The following is a 22,601-nucleotide window of genomic DNA, read 5'->3' on the forward strand; positions in this document are numbered from 1 at the left end:
TCGCGCCGGGAATCGGTTGCGCTTTGATAATAAAGCGCGTATAAGCGCGCCGTTCTTGCCTGTTGCTTTTGTGGCAATGTGTAAGGACAGCAGACATGGTGCTGATCTTTCATCGGAAATCCTGTGATTTTTATGAAAAATAAGTGCCTGAACAGGCCGGCAGGGCATGCCGTGTCTGTTCCAAATGCCAGTGCTTTGAGGCGTTCGTCACCTCAAGGCTGAAATCAAAAACAATGGAGACAAGCAAAATGCCCAAGATGAAGACGAAGTCGTCGGTCAAAAAGCGTTTCAAAACGACCGCCAGCGGTAAGGTCAAGGTCGGTGCAGCTGGCAAGCAGCACGGCATGATCAAGCGCTCCAACAAGTTTATCCGCAATGCACGCGGCACGATGGTTCTGTCCGAAGCGGACGCAAAGATCGTCAAGCAGTTCATGCCTTACAGCAAGTAACGCACGCGAAAACAACGCAAGCAGATAGATTTCAAGGAGACATAAGATATGGCACGCGTAAAACGTGGCGTTACCGCCCACGCAAAGCATAAAAAAGTTCTGAAGCAGGCCAGTGGTTACTACGGCCGCCGCAAGAATACGATCCGCACAGCCAAGGCCGCTGTCGACAAGTCCAAGCAGTACGCTTACCGCGACCGCAAGGTTAACAAGCGCAATTTCCGTGCGCTTTGGGTTCAGCGTATCAACGCAGCAGTGCGTGAACATGGCCTGACCTATGGCCGCTTCATCGACGGCCTGAACAAGGCTGGCATCGAAGTTGACCGTAAGGTTATGTCCGATATGGCGATCCATGAGCCGGAAGCATTCGCAAGCCTGGTTGCTGCTGCGAAGAAGGGCCTGGAGTACCTCAAGAAAGAGGGCACAGCCAACGAGTTTGAAAGCGCGGTTGCTTAAAGCCAGCGCTTCCCAAGCTTTTATTTTTTACATTTTGGGAAACCCGCGCTGGCCGGACCAGTGCGGGTTTTTCATTTTGAAGTCAGAAAAATCGCTTAACGGTTCCATATGAAACGGCGGGCAGCCGCGCGCCGGATAAAAGTAAGAGATTTGAGGACATGTCCGATCTTGAGGATTTGAAACAGAAGCTGATGGCCGATGTCGCCGCAGCTGAGGATGAAGCGGCAATCGAACAGGTCCGCCTGAATGCCATTGGTAAGAAGGGTTCGGTCTCCGAGCTTCTGAAAACGCTGGGCAAGATGGATCCGGAAGAGCGCAAAACGCGTGGGGCGGCGATCAACCAGCTGAAAACCGAGGTGGCTGAAGCGATTGCGTCGCGCAAGGCGGCGCTGAAGGATGCAGCGATCGAAGCGCGTTTGAAAGCCGAGACTGTTGATGTGACCCTGCCGGTGCGGCCTTCACCATCGCTTTCCGGTCGCATCCATCCGGTCAGCCAGGTGATCGACGAAATCACCGCGATTTTCGGTGATATGGGCTTTTCGATCGCTGAGGGGCCTGAGATCGAAAGTGATTACTACAATTTCACGGCGCTGAACTTTCCCGAAGGACATCCTGCGCGTGAGATGCATGACACATTTTTCTTTAACCCGGATGAAAACGGCGAGCGCAAGGTTCTGCGCACCCACACCTCGCCGGTGCAGATCCGCACGATGGAAAGCCAGGAGCCGCCGATCCGCGTGGTTATCCCCGGCAAGACCTATCGGCAGGACAGCGACGCGACGCATTCGCCGATGTTTCATCAGCTTGAAGGACTGGTCATCGACAAGACCACGCATGTCGGGCATCTGCGCTGGACTTTGGAAGAGTTCTGCAAGACCTTCTTTGAGGTTGACAGCGTGACGATGCGTTTCCGTCCTTCGTTCTTCCCGTTTACAGAGCCGTCCTTCGAAGTCGACATCCAGTGCGACCGCTCGGGTGATCAGGTGAAGTTCGGCACGGGCTCGGACTGGATGGAGATTCTGGGCTGCGGCATGGTGCACCCGAACGTGCTGCGCCACTGCGGGCTGGACCCGGACGTCTATCAGGGGTTTGCCTGGGGTATGGGGCTCGATCGCATCGCCATGCTGAAATACGGCATGCCGGATCTGCGTGATTTCTTCGCCGCCGATGAGCGCTGGACGAGCCATTATGGCTTCCGCCCGCTTGATATTCCCACACTCTTTGGAGGGCTGTCGTCATGAGTGAACTCCCTGAACGCTACAAGGATGCTGTCCAGTTTGCCTTTGGCGATACGCCTGCGCTTATGGATGAGCTTCTGGCGCTGGTTATTGCCGGCAGGAAGACGGCAACCTGCGGCGCACTCCGCGACGTGACCGAGGCCGGAGAACCGATGCCGCAAGTCGGCCGTCGCGATGTGGTGCTCGACGGCGCCGGCAAGCCCGCCGCCGTCATTGAGACGACCGAGGTGACGATCCGCCGGTTCGACGAGGTTGGCGAAGAGTTCGCCCGCGACGAAGGCGAGGGCGATCTTTCGCTGGAATACTGGCGCGAGGGCCACGAGGCCTACTTTACTCGCAATGGCGGCTTTTCGCCCGACATGGAGCTGATCTGTGAGCGTTTCCGGCTCGTTGAGCTCCTGAAATCTGACGAGACAGATTGAGAAAACAGAATTTGACCGTTGCTGCTGGCAACAATCCGCGCGACGGTTGACCGAAACGGTGGGACGAGAGACATGAAATTCACACTGTCCTGGTTGAAGGATCATCTGGAAACTGAGGCGACGCTTGAGGAAATCTGCGCGCGTCTGACAACCATCGGCCTTGAGGTTGAAGAGGTTGACGACAAGGCGACCTACAAGCCTTTCACCATCGCCAAAGTGATCGACGCCAAGCAGCATCCCGATGCAGACCGGTTGAAGGTGCTGACGGTGGATGCCGGGCCGGCGGTCAATGGCGGCAAGCCGCTTCAGATCGTCTGTGGCGCGCCGAATGCGCGAAAAGGTCTCGTTGGTGCGCTTGCGCGTCCGGGCACTTATGTGCCTGGCATCGATGTGACGCTGTCCGTTGGCAAGATCCGCGGCGTGGAAAGCCACGGCATGATGTGCTCGGAAAAAGAACTGAACATTTCCGATGATCATGATGGCATTATTGATCTGCCGGAGGATGCGCCGGTCGGTACGAGCTATGCGGAATATGCCGGTCTGGACGATCCGGTCATCGAAATCAACCTGACGCCGAACCGCCCTGATTGCACCAGCATTTTCGGCATTGCCCGCGATCTGGCAGCCTCCGGACTTGGCACGCTCAAAACGCAGGAAGCGCCTTCCTTTAAAGAGGCCGGCGAAACACCCGTGACGCTGTCCCTGGACTTCGCGCCCGAAGACAAGCACCTTTGCCCCGGTTTTGCCTACCGGCTTGTCAAAGGTGTGAAGAACGGACCGAGCCCGAAATGGATGCAGCAGCGTCTGCTGGCCATCGGGCTTCGCCCGATCAATGCGCTTGTCGATGTCACCAATTACATGACCTTTGATCAGGGCCGGCCGATGCATGTCTTCGACGCCGCCAAGGTCAAAGGGGCCTTGTCGGTGCGTCGCGCAAAGGCTGGCGAGAAGATCCTGGCGCTTGATGAGCGTGAATATGAGCTGACGGAAAACAATGTCGTCATCGCTGATGAAAATGGTGTTGAGTCGATTGGCGGCATCATGGGCGGCGAACATTCCGGCTGTGATGAAAACACAACCGAGGTTCTGATCGAGTCTGCGCTTTGGGATCCGATGAACATTGCCCGCACAGGCCGTGATCTCGGCATCATCACGGATGCCCGTTATCGTTTCGAGCGCGGCGTTGATCCTGAATACATGGTGCCCGGTCTTGAACGCACGACTGAGCTTGTTCTGGACATGTGCGGTGGTGAAGCGCGTGAAAAGAAGGTCGTCGGCTATAAGGGCTATGAACCGAAGGTGATCGAATACCCGTTCTCCGAGGTTCAGCGTCTGACCGGTCTCGACGTTTTGGCGGAAGAAAGCCGTGATATTCTGACACGTCTTGGTTTTTCCGTTGAGGGCACTGGCGAGATTGTTTCGGTTTCCGTGCCATCATGGCGGCCGGATGTCGAAGGCAAGGCTGACCTCGTGGAAGAAGTGATGCGCATTCATGGCGTTGATGCCATCAAACCGGTTGCTCTGCCTGCGGCTGGTGCCGTGAACGCGAAAATTCTGACCACGCTGCAGATCCGTTCGCGTTCAGCACGCCGGGAGCTTGCAGCCCGTGGCATGATGGAAGCCGTCACATGGTCCTTCATTCCGGAAGCAGAAGCAAAGCTATTTGGCGGCGGCGCACATTCTTTGAAGCTGTCCAATCCGATTGCAGCGGATATGTCGGATATGCGTCCGTCGCTGCTGCCGGGCCTGCTCGCAGCAGCCAAGCGTAATGCTGCCATTGGTCATGGCGACGTTGCTCTGTTTGAGGTGGCCGCCACCTATGAAAATGACACACCGAAGGGACAGCGCCGCGTTGCCGGCGGTCTGCGCCGTGGCTCGGCAACGCTTTCCGGATCTGGCCGCATGTGGTCCAACGCCGAGACGGGTGCGGGACGTGCAGTTGGCGTTTTCGATGCCAAGGCGGATGCACTGGCCGTTCTTGAAGCGTGTGGACTGCCGATGGGCAATGTCCAGATCGTCGCGGGTGGGCCGGACTGGTATCATCCGGGCCGTTCGGGAACCATCAAGATGGGACCGAAGATCGTACTGGGATATTTCGGAGAATTTCATCCGAAAGTGCTCGAGGCGCTGGACGTTTCGGGCAAATTCGCCGGCTTCGAAGTGTTTATCGATGCCATGCCGGAGCCGAAGAAAAAGGCGACCCGCACCAAGGCGGCGCTTACTCTTTCGCCATTCCAGGCCGTTTCCCGCGACTTTGCTTTTGTTGTTGATCGCGATGTTGAAGCATCCGCAATCGAGCGTGCGGCGGCGGGGGCTGACCGCAAGCTGATCACCGGTGTGACTGTGTTTGACGTTTTTGAGGGCGCATCGGTGGGTGAGGACAAGAAGTCCGTTGCCATTGAGGTCGCAATTCAGCCAACCGAACGGACGTTAACCGATGATGATTTCGAAGCGCTGATGAAAAAAGTCATCGCCAATGTTGAGAAATCAACCGGCGGCGTGATCCGTGGATAACCATTAAAATGTGAAAAGGCCCGCAGCCAGACGGGCCTTTTTTCAAGCTTGGAAACAAAGGCGGACGCCTGCCTTAAAGCGCCAGCCCCCAGACCTTCGCGGATTTCACACGGCCTTCGCGAATGCGGATGGAGTGAACCGGGTCAAAACCTGCAATCCGTTTTGTGCCAGCCCAGCGGCCATTGTCGGCAAAAACTTCGACAGAGCCGATATCCAGAAAGACGCGGATGTGGCTTGGTTTTGCACCCGGCGCAACATAATCCGGTGACGGGCCCTGCGTGTCATCATGATAGACAAAGCGCAGCCCTTCCTGATCGACCTGCACCATCATTTCAATGTTGTTGTGATAAAAATCGAGTTCGAAAGGTGCGCCTGGGTCATCCAGTTCAATGACGATTTCAACCTGGCCGGTTTCCAGCATTACGGCTTCACCGCTTGCCAGTGTCTCCTCGTCGATCAGGTGATCGCGCAGCGTCTCAACGCCCTCAATTGGTGGGGTCAGCAGTGTTTCGTCTTCCTGATCGTAAACCAGATTGCGCGGAAGGGTCATCGCGGTCGGGAAATCGATTTCAGGCGCGGCGTCCGCCCAGTTTGCAAGCCAGCCAATGCCAACGGGGGTGCCTGAGTCAAGGAAGGCCTGAAAAGCATAGTTGTCGACGATGAAGTCGAGTTCCTGTTCGAATTCCGGCGTAAAGCTTTTGCCATCGAAGTGGCCGACTGTCGCCAGCGACAGATTTTTCCGGCCGGTTTCTTCATGGTGGCTGTGCATCAGGCCGCAAATCAGCACCCAGCGGGTTGTCGGGTCACCGGCCGGGCCATCAAGCGGCAAGAGGCAGGGACATTCAATAACCTGGGTGTTGAACCGGTTTTCCGAATGCAGAACGTCCACAAACTCCCAGTCTCCGGACGCTGTCACATCTGAGGTTTGGTAGAGAAGAACCACGCCATCCTCACCGAGGCGGCTGCCCAGAAGCATTTTCCAGTAGCCATCGGGACCGCGGAAAACATAAGGGTCGCGGAAATCGAGCGTCAGGCCTTCAAGCTCCGGGCGCTTGTCAATCAGCGGTTTGGCTGCACCTGCAAAAATCAGTGACTGAGACGTCGCCATCATCTGAATTTCGCGTTCAGGTGCCCGCTCGATCACATGTTCTGTGAAGAAAACACGAATGCCGTTGGAATTATCAAGCGGTATGGCGGAGCCTGAGAATGCGCCACCGCGTTTGTCCGGCCGGTGGGTCAGGTCTTCTGAAGGAAAGAGGAAGATTGGCAAATGGCGCCAATGCAGAAAATCTTCAGAGATCGCATGGCCCCAGTGCATCGTGTTCCAGGTCAGGCCGTGCGAATAATGCTGATAAAACAGATGCGCTGAGCCATTGAAGCGGCCAAAACCATTCGGATCATTCATCCAGCCGAAGGGTGGACGGAAGTGATAACTGCCCGGCGCAGGGGCGGGCGCATTGGCAGCATGTGTCCTTAGAACCGTGATGCCTTCTTCCAGAACACTGGCATCCGTGAACCAGTAGGCAACCGATATCGTCGTCGTTTCGGGATCATAGGCACATTCAAGCTCGCCGCCATGCGGCATGAAGAACATGCGGAATTCGTATTCTTCGGAATTCTGAACAAAAATATTGCCGAAACGCTGGTCGTTCAACGACAGCTGCATCTCTCCGGGCGCATGCGGATGAATGGCCTTCAGCCAGACATGGAGGACCGCATTGACAGGCACCGTTCCACGCAGTTTGCGAAGATGAGTGTCGTCGGTGGTTCTCGGCTCTGGCAGTGTCATCGCTTTCTCCGCACGGTCTTCCGGTCAACAATTTCCCGCAAACACCATTCGGCGATGCTTGCGGGACAAGACTAGACCTAAGGTTCTGAACGATGATGTAAAGGGCGAAACCGGAAACTGATTCAGAAAGCTTCCATTTCACCTTTCACTTTTCTCAGAAAATTCGCGCGTGTTTCCGGGGTGCAGTTGTTCATGTCGTAATGCGCCATGAACTTAATCGGCGCACCGATCTTGATCTGCGCGCGCATGGTCCGGGTGATGATCTTTTTCGGCGGATTGCCTGCCAGAAATGCCCGCATCGGAGTTGCGCCATAGGTTAAGACCGATGCCAGCTTGGTGATGTGGCGCAGCGTTGGGGTCAGTTTTCCATCCTGAAGAGCAAAGGTCACGCCCGGCAGCCAGACACGGTCAAAATAGCCTTTCAGCATGGCCGGAAAGCCAAAATTCCACACCGGGGAAACAATCACCAGAGCCTCGGCTTTCTGCAAGCGCTCAACGTATCCAGCCACCGGCCCGGTATTTTCCGGGTAATCGTGATAGCGAATACGCTCTTCACGGGTCAGAACCGGCTGAAAGTTTTCAGCATAAAGGTCGCAGTCATCGACCTCATGTCCCGCTTTGGTGAGGCTCTCGACAACCTGCTTGTGAAGGGCCGCACCATAGCTGGTTTCTACCGGATGTGAAAAAAGAACAAGAACCCGCATGACTATTCTGCTACCTCGGCGAGGCCTTTGAAGAGGAAGTTGCGCCCGGCTTTGAAATCGAAGTCCGGGTTTTCCCAGGCAATCATCTTGCCGGGGTTCAAAAGGCCCTTGGGATCGGTTTGCTTTTTGAAAGCGAGCTGCAGTTCATCGGTCTGCTTCATCCCGCCTTCTTCCAGAGTGTAGCGATGTGGATTGAAAATTGGGCAGCCGTTTTCTTCATGGATGCGGATGATTTCTTCCAGCCGTTCGGGTGTTGTGTAACGCACCAGCGGCAGGCCGGAGCATTGAATCCCGCCGTCGAAACGCAGGAACTCAAGGTGGCCGATCACCTCGTCACCGAAGAGCTCGGTCATCTGCTGAACCTTGGCGACATGATCAGGTCCGGGATATTGGACCTGAAGATAGGTGAAGGATTCCGGCTCCATTTTGAGCGCGCGCAGCGTCGTGTGGTTCCAGCCCAGCTCATAGGCACGCGGCAGACCGCGCAAACTTTCAGCTTCATCGGCACGGAAGCGGATTTCGCCCTTGTGCATTTTCACGAGCGCTTCAAACGGTGCCAGCGAATGCGGGGCGACCATGACGACGGAAACCGACTCGCCTTCTTTCAGATAAGGTTTGTGGCGGTTGAAATAGTCATAGGGCACAGGTGCTGCAATGGGGGCGATTTCCTTGGTCAGAATACCGCTGGAAGACGCCAGCGCATCGGAGAATTTGACCGCATCCATGAAGGTGTCATGGCCGACAATGATGTCGACCCAGTCATAGGCAGGGGCCAGCGGCATTTCCACTTCGGTGATGATGCCATTGGTGCCATAGGCATGGCTGACCTTGAGAAGATCGCGGGCGGTCAGTTCCATGACCCTTGGTTCAGCCTCCAGCGTGACAATGCGCAGTCGCAGAACATTGCCGAGGTCGCGCAGGCCACCCCATGTGACAGAGCCAACGCCGCCCGAACCACCGGCGACGAAACCGCCCAGTGTCGCCTGACCGGTTGTAGAGGGGTGGAAGCGCAGCTCCTGCCCGGAGTGCTCTTTCAGTTGTTTGTCCAGCTGGGCGCAGATAATGCCAGCTTCCGTGATGACGCGGCCCGGATGGATTTCCTTGATCCGGTTCATCCTGGTCATATCGAGAACGATGCCGCCGGAAAGCGGCATGCACTGACCATAATTGCCTGTTCCGCCGCCCCGGGCGGTGACGGGAACATCATGCTTGAACGCGACTTTGAGAACTTTGATCAGCTCTTCTTCACTGGCCGGTGATACCACCAGATCTCCGGTGACGTTTTCAAGCTGTTCTTTGAGGATCGGGGAATACCAGTAGAAATCCCGGCTCTTGCGCAGAACCATGTTCGGATTGTCTTCAATAGCGATGCCGTCAAGTTCGGCCTTGATCTGCTGATAGTCAGGCATGTCTACTTTTCCATGAGCGGGTCAAGTTCACGATAATCCGGCAGGCTACGGTCGATGCCCATGCCATTCCGCATCACGATGCGGTCAGCCTGCGGACGGGATAGGAATTCGCTCCAGCGGCGGGCGCTGAACAGGACGAGGTCGCCTGGGCCTCCCTTTTTGATCAAGCCTCGCTCCGGGCGGCCAAGAATATCGGCGGGTGAGCGGGTCATGACCCGCGCCGCATCATCCAGCGGATGATCGAGCTGGAGAATACGCACGGCTTCGCGGATCACCTCTACAGGGTCAAGGTCGCCGTACGCGTAAAACGGATCGCGGGTGTTATCAGAGGCAACAGCGGTTTTTACACCGGCCGCAGCAAGCTCCTTCAAAAGCGTAACCCCTCGCCAGCGCGGGGTTCTGCCTGCTTCACGGCCCTGAAGATACATGTTGCACATTGGCAGGGAGACAACAGAAATCTCCGCCCTTGCAACCAGATCGATCGTGCGTTTGGCTGTTTCTTCATCCTGAACCGCCAGCGAACAGCAATGGCCGACGGTGACTGCACCTTCAAAGCCGAGGCGCAGTTTTGCCTCTGCTATATCCTTCAGCGTCAGCACAGATGGATCGCCGGTTTCATCGACATGCAGATCGATGTTGAGGTCGTTTTCAGTGGCAGCGGAAAACAGCCGGTCAAGTTGTGGGACCAGGTCTGGTCCGGGTTGAGTCACGCCTCCAAGAAGTCCGTTGTGCTTTCTGAGGATGGCCAGAAGATCATCGAAGAACGGTTCAAAAATCTGATCTGTTGCGAACAGTGCCACGGCCTGAAGTTCGATCTTGTTCGCCCATTTTTCTCTGATGTCGTCAAAGACTTCGAAGGAAATTTCATGCTGAGGCGGCAGGCTGTCGAGATGCGTGCGTAAAAGTGCCGTGCCATGGGCATAGGCAGTCTTCAGGGAAAACTCCATGCGTGCGGCCACATCATCGGCAGACCAGTTGGCCTGACGGTCCGCCATGACATTCTCCAGTGCGCCCATGAAGGTTCCATCCGGGTTGCGGCGTCGCTCCCAGATGTGCCCCTTGTCGATATGCGTGTGCATATCACAAAAGGTCGGCCAGATCATGCCATCGCGCATGTCAGCGTGCGGCATATCCTTTGGCGCATGCCCGGCAGGAAGAATGTCGCTGATGCGACCATCCCTGACTGTGATGTCGACGGAAACAAGCCCCTCGCGAACATCAAGGTTTGGGATTTCTGCAATGCAGACTGCAGGAACAGTTGCTTTAGTCAGCGCAAAATGTGGCGCTTCAGGCAACTTCACAAACGGTATCATCAGTTTTCCCTCTTGAGGCTGCTTTCATGCCAGCGGTGCAGGAAGAGCCAGGCAATGAAGGACGTCAGTGCAAAGATTGCGACACCGAGACAGGCCAGCATAAAGAGCGCTGCAAACAGGCGCGGAATATTCAGCCGGTACTGCGATTCCAGAAGGCGGAAGGCGAGGCCCGAGCCTGCGCCGGCAGAGCCTGCTGCAAATTCAGCCACGACAGCGGCAATCAGTGCCAACCCTCCGCCGATTCTCAGACCGGTCATGAAGTATGGCAGTGCGGCGGGCATTTTCAAATGAATGAGTGTCTGCCAGCGGGACGCACCATAGAGCTCAAACAGGTTCAGAAGATTATGATCAACGCTTTTCAGGCCTTGCGCCATGTTGGACAGGATCGGAAAGAAAGCAACCAGAAACGCACAGATCAGAAGTGCGACCTGTGTCGTCGGTGTGTAAATCAAAATCAGCGGCGCAATCGCTACGATCGGGGTAACCTGCAGGATCACGGTAATAGGATAAAGTGCGGTTTCAATCCAGCGCGACTGGATCATGATCACGGCAAGGCCAACACCACCGACAAGGGCGAGGCCGAGCGAGATAAAGGTGATCTTTGTGGTGACCCACAATGCAGGCGCCAGCGTTCCCCAGTCTTCGAAGAAGGCTTTCACCACGAGGGCAGGGCCGGGCAGGATGTAATGCGGCGTATCATAGATGACGACAATCGTCTGCCAGATGCCGACCAGAAGCGCCAGAACGCCGATCGGTATTGCGATCTTCAGGATTGTGTCACCGTGCCGGTTCCAGAAGCTGCGTTCGACGGTGAGTGGTTCAGTGCTGTCTGCCATCAGTGTTCACCCCCGGCGGCATGGATTGCGCCCTGAAGGGCATGGGAAACCTTTGCGCAAGCCTGATGATATTCTTCCGACGAGCGGTAGTCCTCGTCACGTTCGGCACTGGTTACAAGCGGGAAGTCGTCAAAAACCTGGCCGGGCCGGGCTCGCATCACCACGATCCGGCTGGAAAGGTACGCCGATTCAAAAACAGAGTGGGTGACGAAGATCACGGTAATCCCGGTTTCGCGCCAGAGCTTGAGAACATCGTCATTCAGACGTTGACGGGTGATTTCATCAAGGGCGGCGAACGGCTCATCCATCAGCAGAAGCTTTGGCTTTGTCACCAGTGCGCGGGCAATGGAAACGCGCATCTTCATGCCGCCGGACAGTTCACGCGGATAGGCATCGGCGAACTGGTCGAGTCCGACCGTTTTCAGTACGTCCATAATGTCCGCGCGGGCAGCGGCTTTAGAAATACCACGCAGCTTCAGCGGCAGGTAGACATTGCCGAAGACGGTCGCCCACGGCATCAGCGTCGGCTCCTGAAAGACAAAGCTGATATCGCCTTCCGGTCTGCCATTGGCGGAAATGCGTGAACTTGGCCAGTCGATCTCGCCTTTGGTGATATCACCAAGCGCGGACATGATCCTCAGGGCGGTGGATTTGCCACAGCCCGATGGACCCAGCAGGCTCACGAATTGACCACGTTCCACTGTCAGCGACATGTTGGAAAGTGCGACCGTTCCATTTGAGAAAACCTTGCTCACATTCTTCATCGTGACCAGAGGTTTGGCCAGTGACGGCGGTGTGGCTGACGCCGGTTTGGCACCCGATTGAGACATTCGCTTCAATTCCGAAAAATGTTTGGGCCGACCGGATTACCGGAAAAAGGTATCCGGTCGGGATACTGTCATCTCGATTGAAAACCGGGATTACTTCTTCAGATCGGCGCCGACATTCTTGCAGACGAATTCGGTGGTAAAGGCCTTGGTGTAATCCAGGTCGCTTTCAAACAGCCCGATCTCGACCATCTGATCAAAGAATTTTTTGTAATGTGCGTCGGTTATGCAGCCAATGCCGCCTTCCATCGCATCACCTGATTCCACGATGCCATATTCCTTCATCTTTTCGATGGAGTAGGCGATCTGCTCATCCGTCATTTCCGGATTGTCTTTCTTGATCAGATCGTTGGCCGCGGTGTTGTCACCGTAGAGATAGTTGTACCACCCCTCGATGGAAGCATCGACAAAGCGCTGCACGAGATCGGGGTTTTCGTCGACAAGCTCCTGACGTGTGGTGATCATGGTTGAGTAGGGCGCATAGCCTTCGTCCGCGAGAAGGAAGACCTTCGGTGCCCAGCCAGCTTCCTTTTCAACCGAATAAGGCTCTGACGTCAGGTAGCCCTGCTGTGCAGACTTAGGGTCAGCGATGAATGGGGCCGGGTTGAAGGTGTATGGTTTGTACTGAGCATCGGAGAAGCCTTCGAAGTTGGTCTTCATCCACTCGAAGTAGCTCAGGAAGCCATCCTTGCCCATAAAAATGGTCGGAAGCTCGGCCAGATCCTCAAAATCTTCAATGCCCTGGTCGGGGTGAGCCATCAGGATTTGCGGATCTTTCTGGAAGATGGCTGCGACATCAAGTGTGGGGATGTCCTGCTTGACGGCATCCAGCTCACCCTGCGGGGAGCCCATGTAAAAGTCGATCTTGCCAGCAATCAGAAGCGCGCTGTTGGCAGCCTGCGGACCGCCCTGAACGACGGTGACGTCAAGGCCGTATTTCTCGTAGGTTCCGTCGGCAACGGCTTGATAAAAGCCGCCATGTTCTGCCTGAGCGAGCCAGTTGGTGCCGTAGCTGACCTCATCCAGCGCAAAAGCCTGCGTCGTTGCTGCCATTGTAAAAGCAGCACCGGCAAAAGCTGCCGTTTTCAGCAATGTTGACATTTCACTATTCCCCTTCGCCTTATAAGCATTGTTTTAAGATTGCATTTGAGCGGCTTGACTGCGCTTTGGGAAGCATCAAATTTCGTCCGCATTGATGCTTTTTTTGCATCGCACGCCTAATTGGTGTAATTGTCATCGAACTGCGCAAAAAATGATCACTACACCTTGTTTCAGACATGCTTCATTCCAGAAAACTTCAGTATATCGACGAGATTGCGCGCTGCGGATCGATCCGCAAAGCGGCGGCCCGTCTCAATGTTGCATCCTCCGCCGTAAACCGCCAGATTCTGGCGCTTGAGGAGGAGTTTGGTGCGCCTTTGTTTGAGCGGCTGCCGCGTGGTCTTCGCCTGACTGCCGCCGGTGAGATGTGCGTCGAGCATATCCGCGAGGTGCTGAAAGGCTATGAGCGCATGGAATCGCGTATTCGTGCGTTGAAAATGCCGCAGGCGGGCAAGGTTACACTCGTGACCACAGTCGGTCTCGCCGCCGGTCCGCTGCCGGATATTATCGCCCGTTTTGTCGAGAAAAACCCGCGGATCAAGATTCACCTGCGTTCCGATGGCGGAACGACCACAATTGCATCGGTGTTGACTGGTGAAGTGGATATTGGCCTCGGCTTTAACATCCCGCCGACACCGGGGTTGCGCACGCTGGCGACCTTTGATGTGCCCATCGGCGCCGTTTTGCCGCCGGATCACAAGCTGGCGGAGCAGGAGCAGGTGAATGTTTCGGATATCGTTCAGGAGCCGCTGGTTCTGGCGCAGCCCGGTACAAGTCTTCGCGATGTCATTAATCTTGCGCTGTCACCGCTCTCGTTACCCATTGAACCGGTCGTGGAAACCAACGCGTCTGAAATGCTGAAAGAGCTGGTCAAGCGCGGAACCGGACTGACCTTTCTGAACCCGCTGGATGTTTATGTCGAGTGTCAGCGCGGCACGCTGGTTTTCCGGCCGCTGGCTGATCCGCATATCCGTCATCAGCCGATGAAAGTGTTCTCACGCGCGCGCGCGCCGCTCGATGCGGCGACGAGCCTGTTCGTCGATTACCTGATGCAGGAAATTGTCGCGATGATTGAGGATCTGCGCGAGCAGCGGCATGTGCCGCTGCCCTCGCCATGAAGCAATTGCGTCAGACTGGCTGGTATAGCTTTTCCAGCGGATAGTTTTTCAGATCCTGCAGCAGTTCAATGAAACCAAGGGCTTCATGTTTTGAGATTGCCGCGCCTTTTTCAGCTGTGCCCGCGGCGGCATTGCCGAGTGCGCCCTTGGGGTTCAGGTCGTGGGCAATCCATGCCAGAGCGTGAGGTGGAGTGGGCTGAATGTGCTTTGTGGTTGCTTTCTGCCATTCGGCCAGCGATGTGAAATCCTCGGCATATTCCATTTTCACCAGTTCAGGGCGGAAGTGGAGCATCAGCGAGGTTTCGACCTCGCCGCCGTGAATGCCGAATGTCCGTTCTTTTTCGCTGATCATGCCTTCCGGATGGCCGAAACGGCCCCACTGGGTGGCAACCACAGCCAGCGAGAAACGCACGCGCATTTCACGGGCGACGATGTTCATGATGTCGAGGTTGCCGCCGTGGCTGTTGACAATCACGAGCTTGCGCAATCCGGCCTCGGAAACTTTTTCGCCAATTGCGGTCCATGCCGGGATCAGAATATCTGCACCGAAAGACAGGGTGCCGGGACCGTAAACATGTTCATTGGCCTTGCCGATTTCCTGAACAGGCAGAACCAGAACATTCAGGTCATCCGGCAAATTTTCCTGTACCGCGTCCAGCATTCCCCGGGCTATGGCAACATCCGTTGCCACCGGAAGGTGCGGACCATGCTGTTCCGTCGAAGCAATCGGCAGGACAGCAATCGTTGTTTCGGGATCGAGTTCCTTGAATTCCGGGCTTGTCAGTTCGTTCCAGTAAAAGCGTTTCGCCATTTTTCTTCTGCCTGTCTGCTGTTCCCCGCCGTTCAGGCAGGGGCTTGGAGGATTTCAAGCGCTCTGCCATCGGCTCTCAGTCAGGTGTAGAAGAAGGAATAAACGGGCAAAAGCATCGATTTGTGTCTCTGCTGATGCCTTTTTGTGGTCGCTCTATGCGGGTTGGCGTGGTTTGCCGCGCTCGGCAATGGCAATGCCGACAATCGCAAGCCCCAGTGCGATGCCGTGAAAGGCTTCCAGTCGTTCATTCAGGAACAGGACCGCCAGAATGGTTCCGAAAACCGGGATCAGGTTGATGAAAAGGCCCGCACGGTTTGGCCCGATCAGCTCGACGCCGCGCATGAACAATGCCTGCGAGATCAGTGACGGGAAAAGGGCCGTATAGAGAATAGCACCAAAACCGGTGAAATCAGTCGGCAGGATCATATGCCCCGATAAGGCTTCGCCGGCTGCCATCGGTATGGCGGCCAGAAACGCCCCGAAACAGCAGGCCATCATCATCGGGCGCCAGTCAAGCTTGGGCTTCCAGCGCAGGCTCACCGTGTAGGCGGAATAACACAGCACTGCCATCATGACGAGGAAATCACCGAAATTGATATCGAGCTGAAGAATGCGCAGCGGTGCGCCGTGTGACACGGCAATGACGACGCCGACCAGCGTAATTGCAAAACCGATGACCTGTGCCAGTGATGCATGGACCCGGAAGAGAACAAAGTTCAGGATGAAAATCAGTAGCGGGATTCCCGTCTGATCAATGGCTGCATTGATGCCGGTTGTGAATTGCAGTCCGGCATAAAGAAAGGCATTGAAGCTGGCAAAGCCAATCGCGCCATAACCCAGAAAAAGCGGCCAGTGCTTTTTGATGACAGGCCAGTCCTTGCGGATCTGCGGCATCGAAACGATGGTCACGGCGACGGCAGCCAGCCCCCAGCGACACATGTTCAGCATCATCGGAGAGATGTGGCCCACAGCTAATTTTCCGACCGTCAGATTTCCGCCCCAAAGAAGTGTGGTGATTATAAGGAGGAAGTAAGCTTGTACCTGCACAGGTGATTCGTCCCAGTTCTGGTTCAATTGCCGGAGCCTGGCTTTAAAAGCCGGGATGAATTGTTTTTGTTGCCAGCGCGCCTTCGAATAGACCGTGATATATGCGAGTGTCACGCGAAAACTTGATGCGCTCTTGCGCTCATGTCATGGCAATCGCCGGGATGAGCCGTTATAGAATGGCGCGGTTTGAGTAAAGTTATATTACTGGGGCATGGCCCCGAACAGGTAGGGAAGATGACGAACGTTGTAGTGGTCGGCTCGCAGTGGGGCGATGAAGGCAAAGGTAAAATTGTGGACTGGCTCTCCGAGCGCGCCGATATCGTTGTGCGATATCAAGGCGGGCACAATGCCGGTCATACACTGGTGATCGACGGTACCAGCTACAAACTTTCGCTTCTGCCGTCCGGTGTCGTGCGCTCTGGAAAGCTTTCGGTGATTGGCAATGGTGTTGTGGTTGATCCGCATGCCCTGATTGCTGAAATCGGCCGTCTTGCTGAAAAGGGTGTGGCCATCTCGCCTGAGAATCTGCGCATCGCTGACAACGCAACGCTGATCCTCTCGCTGCATCGCGAGCTTGATGGCATGCGTGAAGATGCTGCATCCGACTCCGGCACCAAGATTGGTACCACCCGCCGCGGCATTGGCCCTGCTTATGAAGACAAGGTCGGGCGCCGTGCGATCCGTCTTATGGATCTGGCCAATCTGGAAACACTGCCCGCGAAAGTCGACCGCCTGCTGACGCATCACAATGCCCTTCGCCGTGGCTTTGGTGAGCCGGAAATTGCCCATGAAACGATCATGGAAGAGCTGACATCGGTGGCGGACAAGGTTCTGCCGTTCCGCGATACCGTCTGGCTTCTTCTTGACCAGAAGCGTCGTTCAGGTGCCCGCATTCTGTTTGAAGGCGCGCAGGGCAGCCTTCTCGATATCGACCACGGCACTTATCCGTTTGTGACCTCTTCGAATACCGTTGCGGGGCAGGCTGCGGCCGGTTCCGGCATGGGGCCGGGCTCACTGGAATATGTGCTGGGCATCACCAAGGCTTACACGACGCGTGTGGGCGAGGGCCCGTTCCCGACAGAGCTTCATGACGAGGTTGGTCAGTTCCTTGGCGAGCGTGGTCATGAATTTGGCACGGTGACCGGACGTCAGCGCCGTTGTGGCTGGTTCGATGCTGTTCTGGTGCGTCAGGCTGTTGCAACCAACGGCATCACCGGCATTGCGCTGACCAAGCTTGATGTTCTCGACGGTCTTGATGAGCTTAAAATCTGCGTGGCTTATGAGCTGGATGGCGAGCGCATTGAGGCGCTTCCTGCAAGCCAGGGCGCGCAGGCGCGTGTCAAACCGGTCTACGTGACGCTTGAAGGCTGGAAAGAATCAACCGTCGGCGCCCGCAGGTGGGCAGACCTTCCGGCGCAGGCGATCAAATATGTACGCCAGGTTGAAGAGCTGATCGGTGCACCCGTCGCCCTGTTATCCACAAGTCCGGAGCGTGACGACACCATTCTCGTGACCGATCCATTTGAAGATTAACGAGAATTGCTGATAGTGTCGCACCAAGGCTCCGCACCATAGGGGAAATATATGGCGGATTTTACATCAGTCATTCGACGCGCGGTTGAAGGACTTCCGGAGAGTACGCCGGAAATGCGCGCACGCGTTTATGAAAAAGCGCGTGCGGCCGTTATCCGGCAAATGGAGAATATGAATCCAAAGCCGCCGGAAGCGCTGGTCAAGCGGCAGATCGACAAGATCGATACGGCTATTGCTGAGGTTGAGGCAGAATTTGCCGAAGCCTTGCCGCCGGAAGAGCCGGATGACGCAGCGGAGCCTGCCAGCGACAATATCGCTGATGTTGAAGACCGCCCGGACGTGCATGAGGACACTGTCCGGACGGAATATGATGATCGGGAACAGGACGAACCGGACCAGCAGATCCGCGACGAGGAACCGGTCGATGCACCGGAGCCGCAAAATCACCGGTTTTTCGAGCCGCACGATCGTGAAGTCGAACAACAGCCCGAACCGCTTGCCGATGCTGCGAACAACCCCTCTGTTGATGACGAGGCGGATGAATATGAGCATGATCGCTACGATTATCGCGATGCAGGCGTTGATGATCGGGATGATTTTACGCGCCACGATGATGCCACAGATGAAGCAGGCGATGACGCCGAGCTGAGTGATGACGACCTGCCGCGTCAGCCATCCGGGTCCTCTTATGGTGCGCTGCGCCAGTCCACATTTGAAATCGTCGGTCGCGATGGTCTGCGTGATGAAGATCCGGCGATCGAAGCAGATGTCAGTGACGAACCGGAAGACGATGCCGGCTACCATTTCGAGACACCGGACGATGTCGATACGACCGGTCAGCGTGTGTCTTTCGGTGATGGCGAAGAACATTTCAACCAAGAAGACGAAGATGACCGGGCGCCGCGTTTTGAGCCAGCGCCGCCGCCGCCGCGTCGCCCCGTCCCGGAAAAAGACTGGGCACACGTCGATAGCCTTCTGGGGCTCGAGCCCGAAGATCAGCTCGGATCCTATGAGGATTACGATGAGGAGGATGACGATGTCGCCGACAACAAGGGTGACGGAGCATCCAGGCGCAGGCTGGTGCCTGCCCTGATCGGCCTTGTCGTCATTCTCGTCATCGCTGTTGGCGGGTATTTCGCCTGGACGAATATGGGTTCTATGCGTGATCTGGTCGCTGGATCATCGCAACCGGCAGATACCGAGGTTGCAGAGACAGACACACCTGCCCCTGGCGGGGACGCTGCCGAAGAGGCAGGTTCTGTTGACAAGCCCTTTACACAGCGCCTTCTGCCCGATGGGACAGAGGTTGTTGAGGGACTTCCAGCTGCTGGCAGCGCCACAGGCCCGGCCCGCACAGTTGCCAGCCGGACAGCTGCCGCGTCAGATTCCGCCACGCCGTCAACGTCGTCTCAGGAGGCTGCCGATCCTGCGCCACCGGTTGGTGCCGGACAGCTGATGTATCTTTACGAAGAGCAGCTCGGTCAGTCTGTTCCATCGTCCTTTGAAGGATCCGTTGAATGGGAGCTCAAGCAGGAAAACAATGGGACCGCGGTTTCTGAGCCTGTGATCGAAGGGACCATGAACGTGCCGGACGTTGGCCTGAAGGGAACCATCACCTTCCGCCGGAATGATGACCCGTCGCTGCCCGCAAGCCATCTCGTGGACGTTTCGTTCGAGCTCTCCGACAATTTTGAAGGCGGTGCGATTGATAATGTCCAGCGTATGTCTTTGAAGAATACCGAGGCCTCACGCGGCGACCCACTGGTTGCCGTTTCTGCGAAAATCACAGACGATCTCTACATGCTGGCCCTGAATGATTATCAGCAGGCGCGCAAGCAGAACATGACATTGCTGCGTGACCGGAACTGGATCGATATTCCTGTAACCTATCGCAACGGGCGGCGCGCCTTGCTGACCCTTGAGAAAGGGACAACCGGAATGGCGATTTTTGATCGCGCTATTCAGGAATGGCAGGCGCTCGGCGATATCAATGACGGGAACTGATCCCGGCTGAGGAGCCAGATCATCGGGCGGTTCAGAATAACCGTCCGATGATCTGGTTGTCTCGATTGCGATGCTTTTACGGGAGAACAGGCGATGGGAATTTCACTGAATGAGGCGCTGACCCGTCGGCGGTCCGTTCGGGACTTTTCTGAGAAAGCGATTGATGCGCTGTCTCTGCGGAAGTTGCTGTGGGCAGCGCAGGGCGTTTCCGGTGACAATGGCAGGAAAACCGTGCCCTCCGCCCAGTCTCTCTATCCGCTGCGCCTGTTTGTCGTATCAGGCCGGATCGATGAACTGAATGTCGGCCTTTATTCTGTGAAATCCGAGACACTTGGTCTGGAAGCCGTTCATTCCGGTGATTTGCGGTTCTCGCTACGTAGCGCAGCGATTGGTGAGCCGGAATGGGTCGCGAAGGCTGCCTGTATTGTTGTGATTTGTGCCGATCTGGCAAGCCCGCTGCGCGCGTTTGCCGACCAAAGTCGCGACGGTGTTCGCGGGGTGCGATATGCCTATATGGAGGCAGGGGCCGCGGCCCAGAATATTCAGCTTCAGGCTGTCGAGGAAGGGCTTGGAAGTGTCTGGGTCGGTGGTTTCAATGACGATGCCGTTGCAGAGGTTCTTGATCTGCAGGGGGCGCTAACACCGCTCATCTTATTGTGTGTCGGGGACCCGGTTTCCAAAAAGTCACCGGATTAAAAAATGCCCCCGCAATAAATTGAAGAGGCATTGAGGCGTGTTCCGATCACACAAAACCTGGATAAGTGGGAGGGAAAAGACCTCTATTCTGAAGCGTTCCTGCCATCGCGGATTGCACGCACTGCACGTGCACTTTCGAGAGCCTGCTTCTGGACGGCCTCCTGAACTTTTTCGAAGGCGCGCACTTCAATCTGACGGACGCGTTCGCGGGAGATGTTGAATTCGCCTGAAAGTGCTTCCAGCGTTTCCGGGTTCTCGCTCAGTCTGCGCGCCTTGAAAATGCGCTTTTCACGATCATTCAGAACGTCCATGGCTGTCGCCAGCATTTCCCGGCGGCTTTCCAGCTCGTCCTGATTTACCAGCATTTCCTCCTGGCTGTCATTTTCATCGACAAGCCAGTCCTGCCATTGACCGGATTCGCCTTCCGTCGCACGGATCGGAGCATTCAAAGATGCATCGCCGGAGAGCCGGCGGTTCATGGAGACCACCTCTTCCTCGCTGACTTTCAGCTTGGTTGCGATCTCGCTCACCTGCTCAGGCTTCAGGTCACCGTCATCAATGGCCTGAATACGGCCTTTGAGGCGGCGCAGATTGAAGAACAGGCGCTTCTGGTTGGCGGTTGTGCCCATTTTGACGAGCGACCATGAGCGGAGAATATATTCCTGAATGGAAGCTTTGATCCACCACATCGCGTAGGTCGCCAGACGGAAACCACGCTCGGGATCGAACTTTTTGACGGCCTGCATCAGTCCGACATTGCCTTCGGAGACAACCTCACCGATGGGCAGGCCATAGCCGCGATATCCCATTGCGATTTTTGCAACGAGGCGGAGATGGCTGGTTACGAGTTTGTGAGCCGCGCCACGGTCGTCATGCTCGTGAAACCGCTTGGCGAGCATATATTCTTCCTGCGGCTCCAGCATTGGAAATTTGCGGATTTCCTCAAGATAGCGGTTGAGGCCGTTTTCGCCGGCGCGGATGCTGGGTAGAGTATTGGCCAAGGCTTTAATCCCCTGAATGAATGTAACCCTTTTCGGTCAAACGCTCGGATTTAGCTTCTGTTCCTGAAGCGGCCGATCCTTAACGCTTTTCCGAGGGAGAAAAGTTCATATGGGTTTGCAAAGTGGCTGTTTCAAGATGGCTGAGCTTGTAAACGCGCAGTCACCCTCAGTCGGTCACACTGTTTTGAAGACGGCGCATAAAGACTGCATGTCAGCGGGAAGTGGCGCCTCAAAACGCATTGCAGCTCCGCTTGAAGGGTGCTCGATGGCCAGCAGAGCAGCATGGAGGGCCTGCCGGGGAAAGTCTTTAACGGCTGAACGGGCCGGTTCTTCCAGCAGGTTTGTCTTCGTTTTGAAGCCGGAGCCGTAGACGTCGTCTCCAATCAACGGGTGGCCGATATGCGCCATATGTACCCTGATCTGGTGGGTTCTCCCGGTTTCCAGCCTGCACTCAACGAGAGAGGCAAGGGCGGTGCCATCTGCCTTCTCGCCGAACCGCTCGTCGACCGTATAATGGGTGATCGCAAAATCCGCGTCAGACGAGTCTCTTGATTTGACAGCGCGCCGCACGCGGTCAGCCGAGCGGCCAAGTGGCGCGTCAATCGTGCCGGTCAGCGCTCTGGGGCGTCCCCAGACAAGCGCTTTGTAAGCCCGTTCCAGAGGGCCTGTGCGCCCGTGATCGGCAAATTGCGCCGCCAGCGCCTGATGTGCAATGTCGTTTTTTGCAACGACCATCACACCGCTTGTATCTTTGTCCAGCCGGTGAACAATACCGGGGCGTTTAACCCCGCCAATGCCTGAAAGGGTTGTGCCGCAATGGTGGATCAGGGCATTGACCAGCGTGCCGGTCCAGTTGCCAGGGCCGGGATGAACGACAAGGCCGGGCTGCTTGTTGATGACAATCAGGTCGTCATCTTCATACAGAATTTCAAGCGGAATTGCCTCACCCTTGGGTTCTGGGTCTTCTGCTTCAGGCACTGCAAATGTGACAGTCTCACCGGACTGGATCTTGCGGCTTGGATCTTTTACCGGCACGCCATCTATCGAAACGGCGCCTGCAAGGATGAGCGCCTTGATGCGCGTTCGGGACAACCCCTCATCGGCACCGGCGGCAACGAATGCATCCAGCCGGCCTTTTGTGCCTTCCGGTACGGGAAGGACTTTCTTATTCGGCTCTGTTTGTTTAAAGGGGTCTTCTGTCATAAAAGGTCCGCCAGAGGGCTTTTCCGAGTGAGTTAATCTTCGCATGTCCGGACGGAAAGCCGGTTTCCGCTTTTGCTGGACATGCCGCAGAAACCCGGTACGCAAGACCGCGCTTTTAAGCGAAACAACGCCG

Annotated in this window: 20 protein-coding genes; 9 read left to right on the top strand and 11 right to left on the bottom strand. The window is 56.1% G+C overall.

Annotated features, from left to right (window positions below; translation table 11 throughout):
- Nucleotides 1-248 precede the first annotated feature (248 nt).
- From rpmI to pheT, 5 genes are all read left to right on the top strand, one after another.
- Nucleotides 249-449, top strand: a complete 201-nt coding sequence (gene rpmI / locus EDC90_RS00930) for a 50S ribosomal protein L35 (RefSeq protein ID WP_132307568.1) — start codon at nt 249-251, stop codon at nt 447-449.
- Nucleotides 450-497: 48 nt separating this feature from the next.
- Nucleotides 498-902 (top strand): 50S ribosomal protein L20, encoded by a 405-nt coding sequence (gene rplT / locus EDC90_RS00935; RefSeq protein ID WP_132307570.1) that lies wholly within the window; start codon nt 498-500, stop codon nt 900-902.
- A gap of 158 nt (nt 903-1,060) precedes the next feature.
- Complete coding sequence (gene pheS, locus EDC90_RS00940) at nt 1,061-2,143, top strand: phenylalanine--tRNA ligase subunit alpha (protein ID WP_132307572.1); 1,083 nt, start codon at nt 1,061-1,063, stop codon at nt 2,141-2,143.
- Nucleotides 2,140-2,562 carry an ASCH domain-containing protein gene (locus EDC90_RS00945; RefSeq protein WP_132307574.1) on the top strand — a complete coding sequence of 141 codons (423 nt, stop codon included), beginning with the start codon at nt 2,140-2,142 and terminating at the stop codon, nt 2,560-2,562. The genes pheS and EDC90_RS00945 overlap by 4 nt, the downstream gene beginning before the upstream one ends.
- A gap of 72 nt (nt 2,563-2,634) precedes the next feature.
- Nucleotides 2,635-5,076, top strand: coding sequence for a phenylalanine--tRNA ligase subunit beta (gene pheT, locus EDC90_RS00950; protein ID WP_132307576.1), 2,442 nt, complete (start codon nt 2,635-2,637; stop codon nt 5,074-5,076).
- A 73-nt stretch (nt 5,077-5,149) separates the two neighbouring features.
- Here pheT and EDC90_RS00955 read toward each other — a convergent pair whose 3' ends face one another.
- From EDC90_RS00955 to EDC90_RS00985, 7 genes are all read right to left on the bottom strand, one after another.
- Nucleotides 5,150-6,865 (bottom strand): GH32 C-terminal domain-containing protein, encoded by a 1,716-nt coding sequence (locus EDC90_RS00955; protein ID WP_132307578.1) that lies wholly within the window; start codon nt 6,863-6,865, stop codon nt 5,150-5,152.
- A gap of 122 nt (nt 6,866-6,987) precedes the next feature.
- Complete coding sequence (locus tag EDC90_RS00960; protein WP_132307580.1) at nt 6,988-7,569, bottom strand: NAD(P)H-dependent oxidoreductase; 582 nt, start codon at nt 7,567-7,569, stop codon at nt 6,988-6,990.
- Between the two features lie 2 nt (nt 7,570-7,571).
- Nucleotides 7,572-8,978: an FAD-binding oxidoreductase gene (locus tag EDC90_RS00965; protein ID WP_132307582.1), complete on the bottom strand. Its 1,407-nt coding sequence runs from the start codon at nt 8,976-8,978 to the stop codon at nt 7,572-7,574.
- Between the two features lie 2 nt (nt 8,979-8,980).
- Nucleotides 8,981-10,291, bottom strand: a complete 1,311-nt coding sequence (locus EDC90_RS00970) for a cytosine deaminase (RefSeq protein ID WP_132307584.1) — start codon at nt 10,289-10,291, stop codon at nt 8,981-8,983.
- Nucleotides 10,291-11,130: an ABC transporter permease gene (locus tag EDC90_RS00975; RefSeq protein WP_132307586.1), complete on the bottom strand. Its 840-nt coding sequence runs from the start codon at nt 11,128-11,130 to the stop codon at nt 10,291-10,293. Before EDC90_RS00975 ends, EDC90_RS00970 begins: the two co-directional genes overlap by 1 nt.
- Entirely contained in the window at nt 11,127-11,957 is an 831-nt protein-coding gene (locus EDC90_RS00980) for an ABC transporter ATP-binding protein (protein ID WP_132307588.1), read from the bottom strand. The genes EDC90_RS00975 and EDC90_RS00980 overlap by 4 nt, the downstream gene beginning before the upstream one ends.
- Before the next feature lie 90 nt (nt 11,958-12,047).
- The gene (locus tag EDC90_RS00985) at nt 12,048-13,055 is read right to left on the bottom strand and encodes an ABC transporter substrate-binding protein (protein WP_132307590.1); all 1,008 of its coding nucleotides are present in this window, start codon (nt 13,053-13,055) and stop codon (nt 12,048-12,050) included.
- A 176-nt stretch (nt 13,056-13,231) separates the two neighbouring features.
- Between EDC90_RS00985 and EDC90_RS00990 the strand changes: the two genes are divergently transcribed.
- Nucleotides 13,232-14,173, top strand: a complete 942-nt coding sequence (locus EDC90_RS00990) for a LysR family transcriptional regulator (protein ID WP_132307592.1) — start codon at nt 13,232-13,234, stop codon at nt 14,171-14,173.
- Nucleotides 14,174-14,183: 10 nt separating this feature from the next.
- Here the strand turns inward: EDC90_RS00990 and EDC90_RS00995 are convergent, their stop codons facing one another.
- Nucleotides 14,184-14,984, bottom strand: coding sequence for a creatininase family protein (locus EDC90_RS00995; RefSeq protein WP_132307594.1), 801 nt, complete (start codon nt 14,982-14,984; stop codon nt 14,184-14,186).
- A gap of 153 nt (nt 14,985-15,137) precedes the next feature.
- Entirely contained in the window at nt 15,138-16,031 is an 894-nt protein-coding gene (locus EDC90_RS01000) for a DMT family transporter (protein WP_132307596.1), read from the bottom strand.
- A 234-nt stretch (nt 16,032-16,265) separates the two neighbouring features.
- Here EDC90_RS01000 and EDC90_RS01005 point away from each other — a divergent pair, with 234 nt between their 5' ends.
- The 3 genes from EDC90_RS01005 (at nt 16,266) to EDC90_RS01015 (ending at nt 20,264) form a co-directional block, all read left to right on the top strand.
- A complete protein-coding gene (locus EDC90_RS01005; protein WP_132307598.1) occupies nt 16,266-17,564 on the top strand; it encodes an adenylosuccinate synthase in 1,299 nt (432 codons plus the stop codon).
- 51 nt (nt 17,565-17,615) lie between these two features.
- Nucleotides 17,616-19,568 carry a hypothetical protein gene (locus tag EDC90_RS01010; RefSeq protein ID WP_132307600.1) on the top strand — a complete coding sequence of 651 codons (1,953 nt, stop codon included), beginning with the start codon at nt 17,616-17,618 and terminating at the stop codon, nt 19,566-19,568.
- 93 nt (nt 19,569-19,661) lie between these two features.
- The gene (locus EDC90_RS01015; RefSeq protein WP_132307602.1) at nt 19,662-20,264 is read left to right on the top strand and encodes a nitroreductase family protein; all 603 of its coding nucleotides are present in this window, start codon (nt 19,662-19,664) and stop codon (nt 20,262-20,264) included.
- 83 nt (nt 20,265-20,347) lie between these two features.
- On the opposite strand, the gene rpoH is transcribed toward EDC90_RS01015, so the two are convergent.
- Nucleotides 20,348-21,265, bottom strand: coding sequence for an RNA polymerase sigma factor RpoH (rpoH, locus tag EDC90_RS01020; RefSeq protein WP_132307604.1), 918 nt, complete (start codon nt 21,263-21,265; stop codon nt 20,348-20,350).
- A gap of 174 nt (nt 21,266-21,439) precedes the next feature.
- A complete protein-coding gene (locus EDC90_RS01025) occupies nt 21,440-22,468 on the bottom strand; it encodes an RluA family pseudouridine synthase (RefSeq protein ID WP_132307606.1) in 1,029 nt (342 codons plus the stop codon).
- Nucleotides 22,469-22,601: the final 133 nt, after the last annotated feature.

The organism is Martelella mediterranea, assembly GCF_004342225.1.
In the GTDB taxonomy this organism is placed as follows: domain Bacteria; phylum Pseudomonadota; class Alphaproteobacteria; order Rhizobiales; family Rhizobiaceae; genus Martelella; species Martelella mediterranea_B.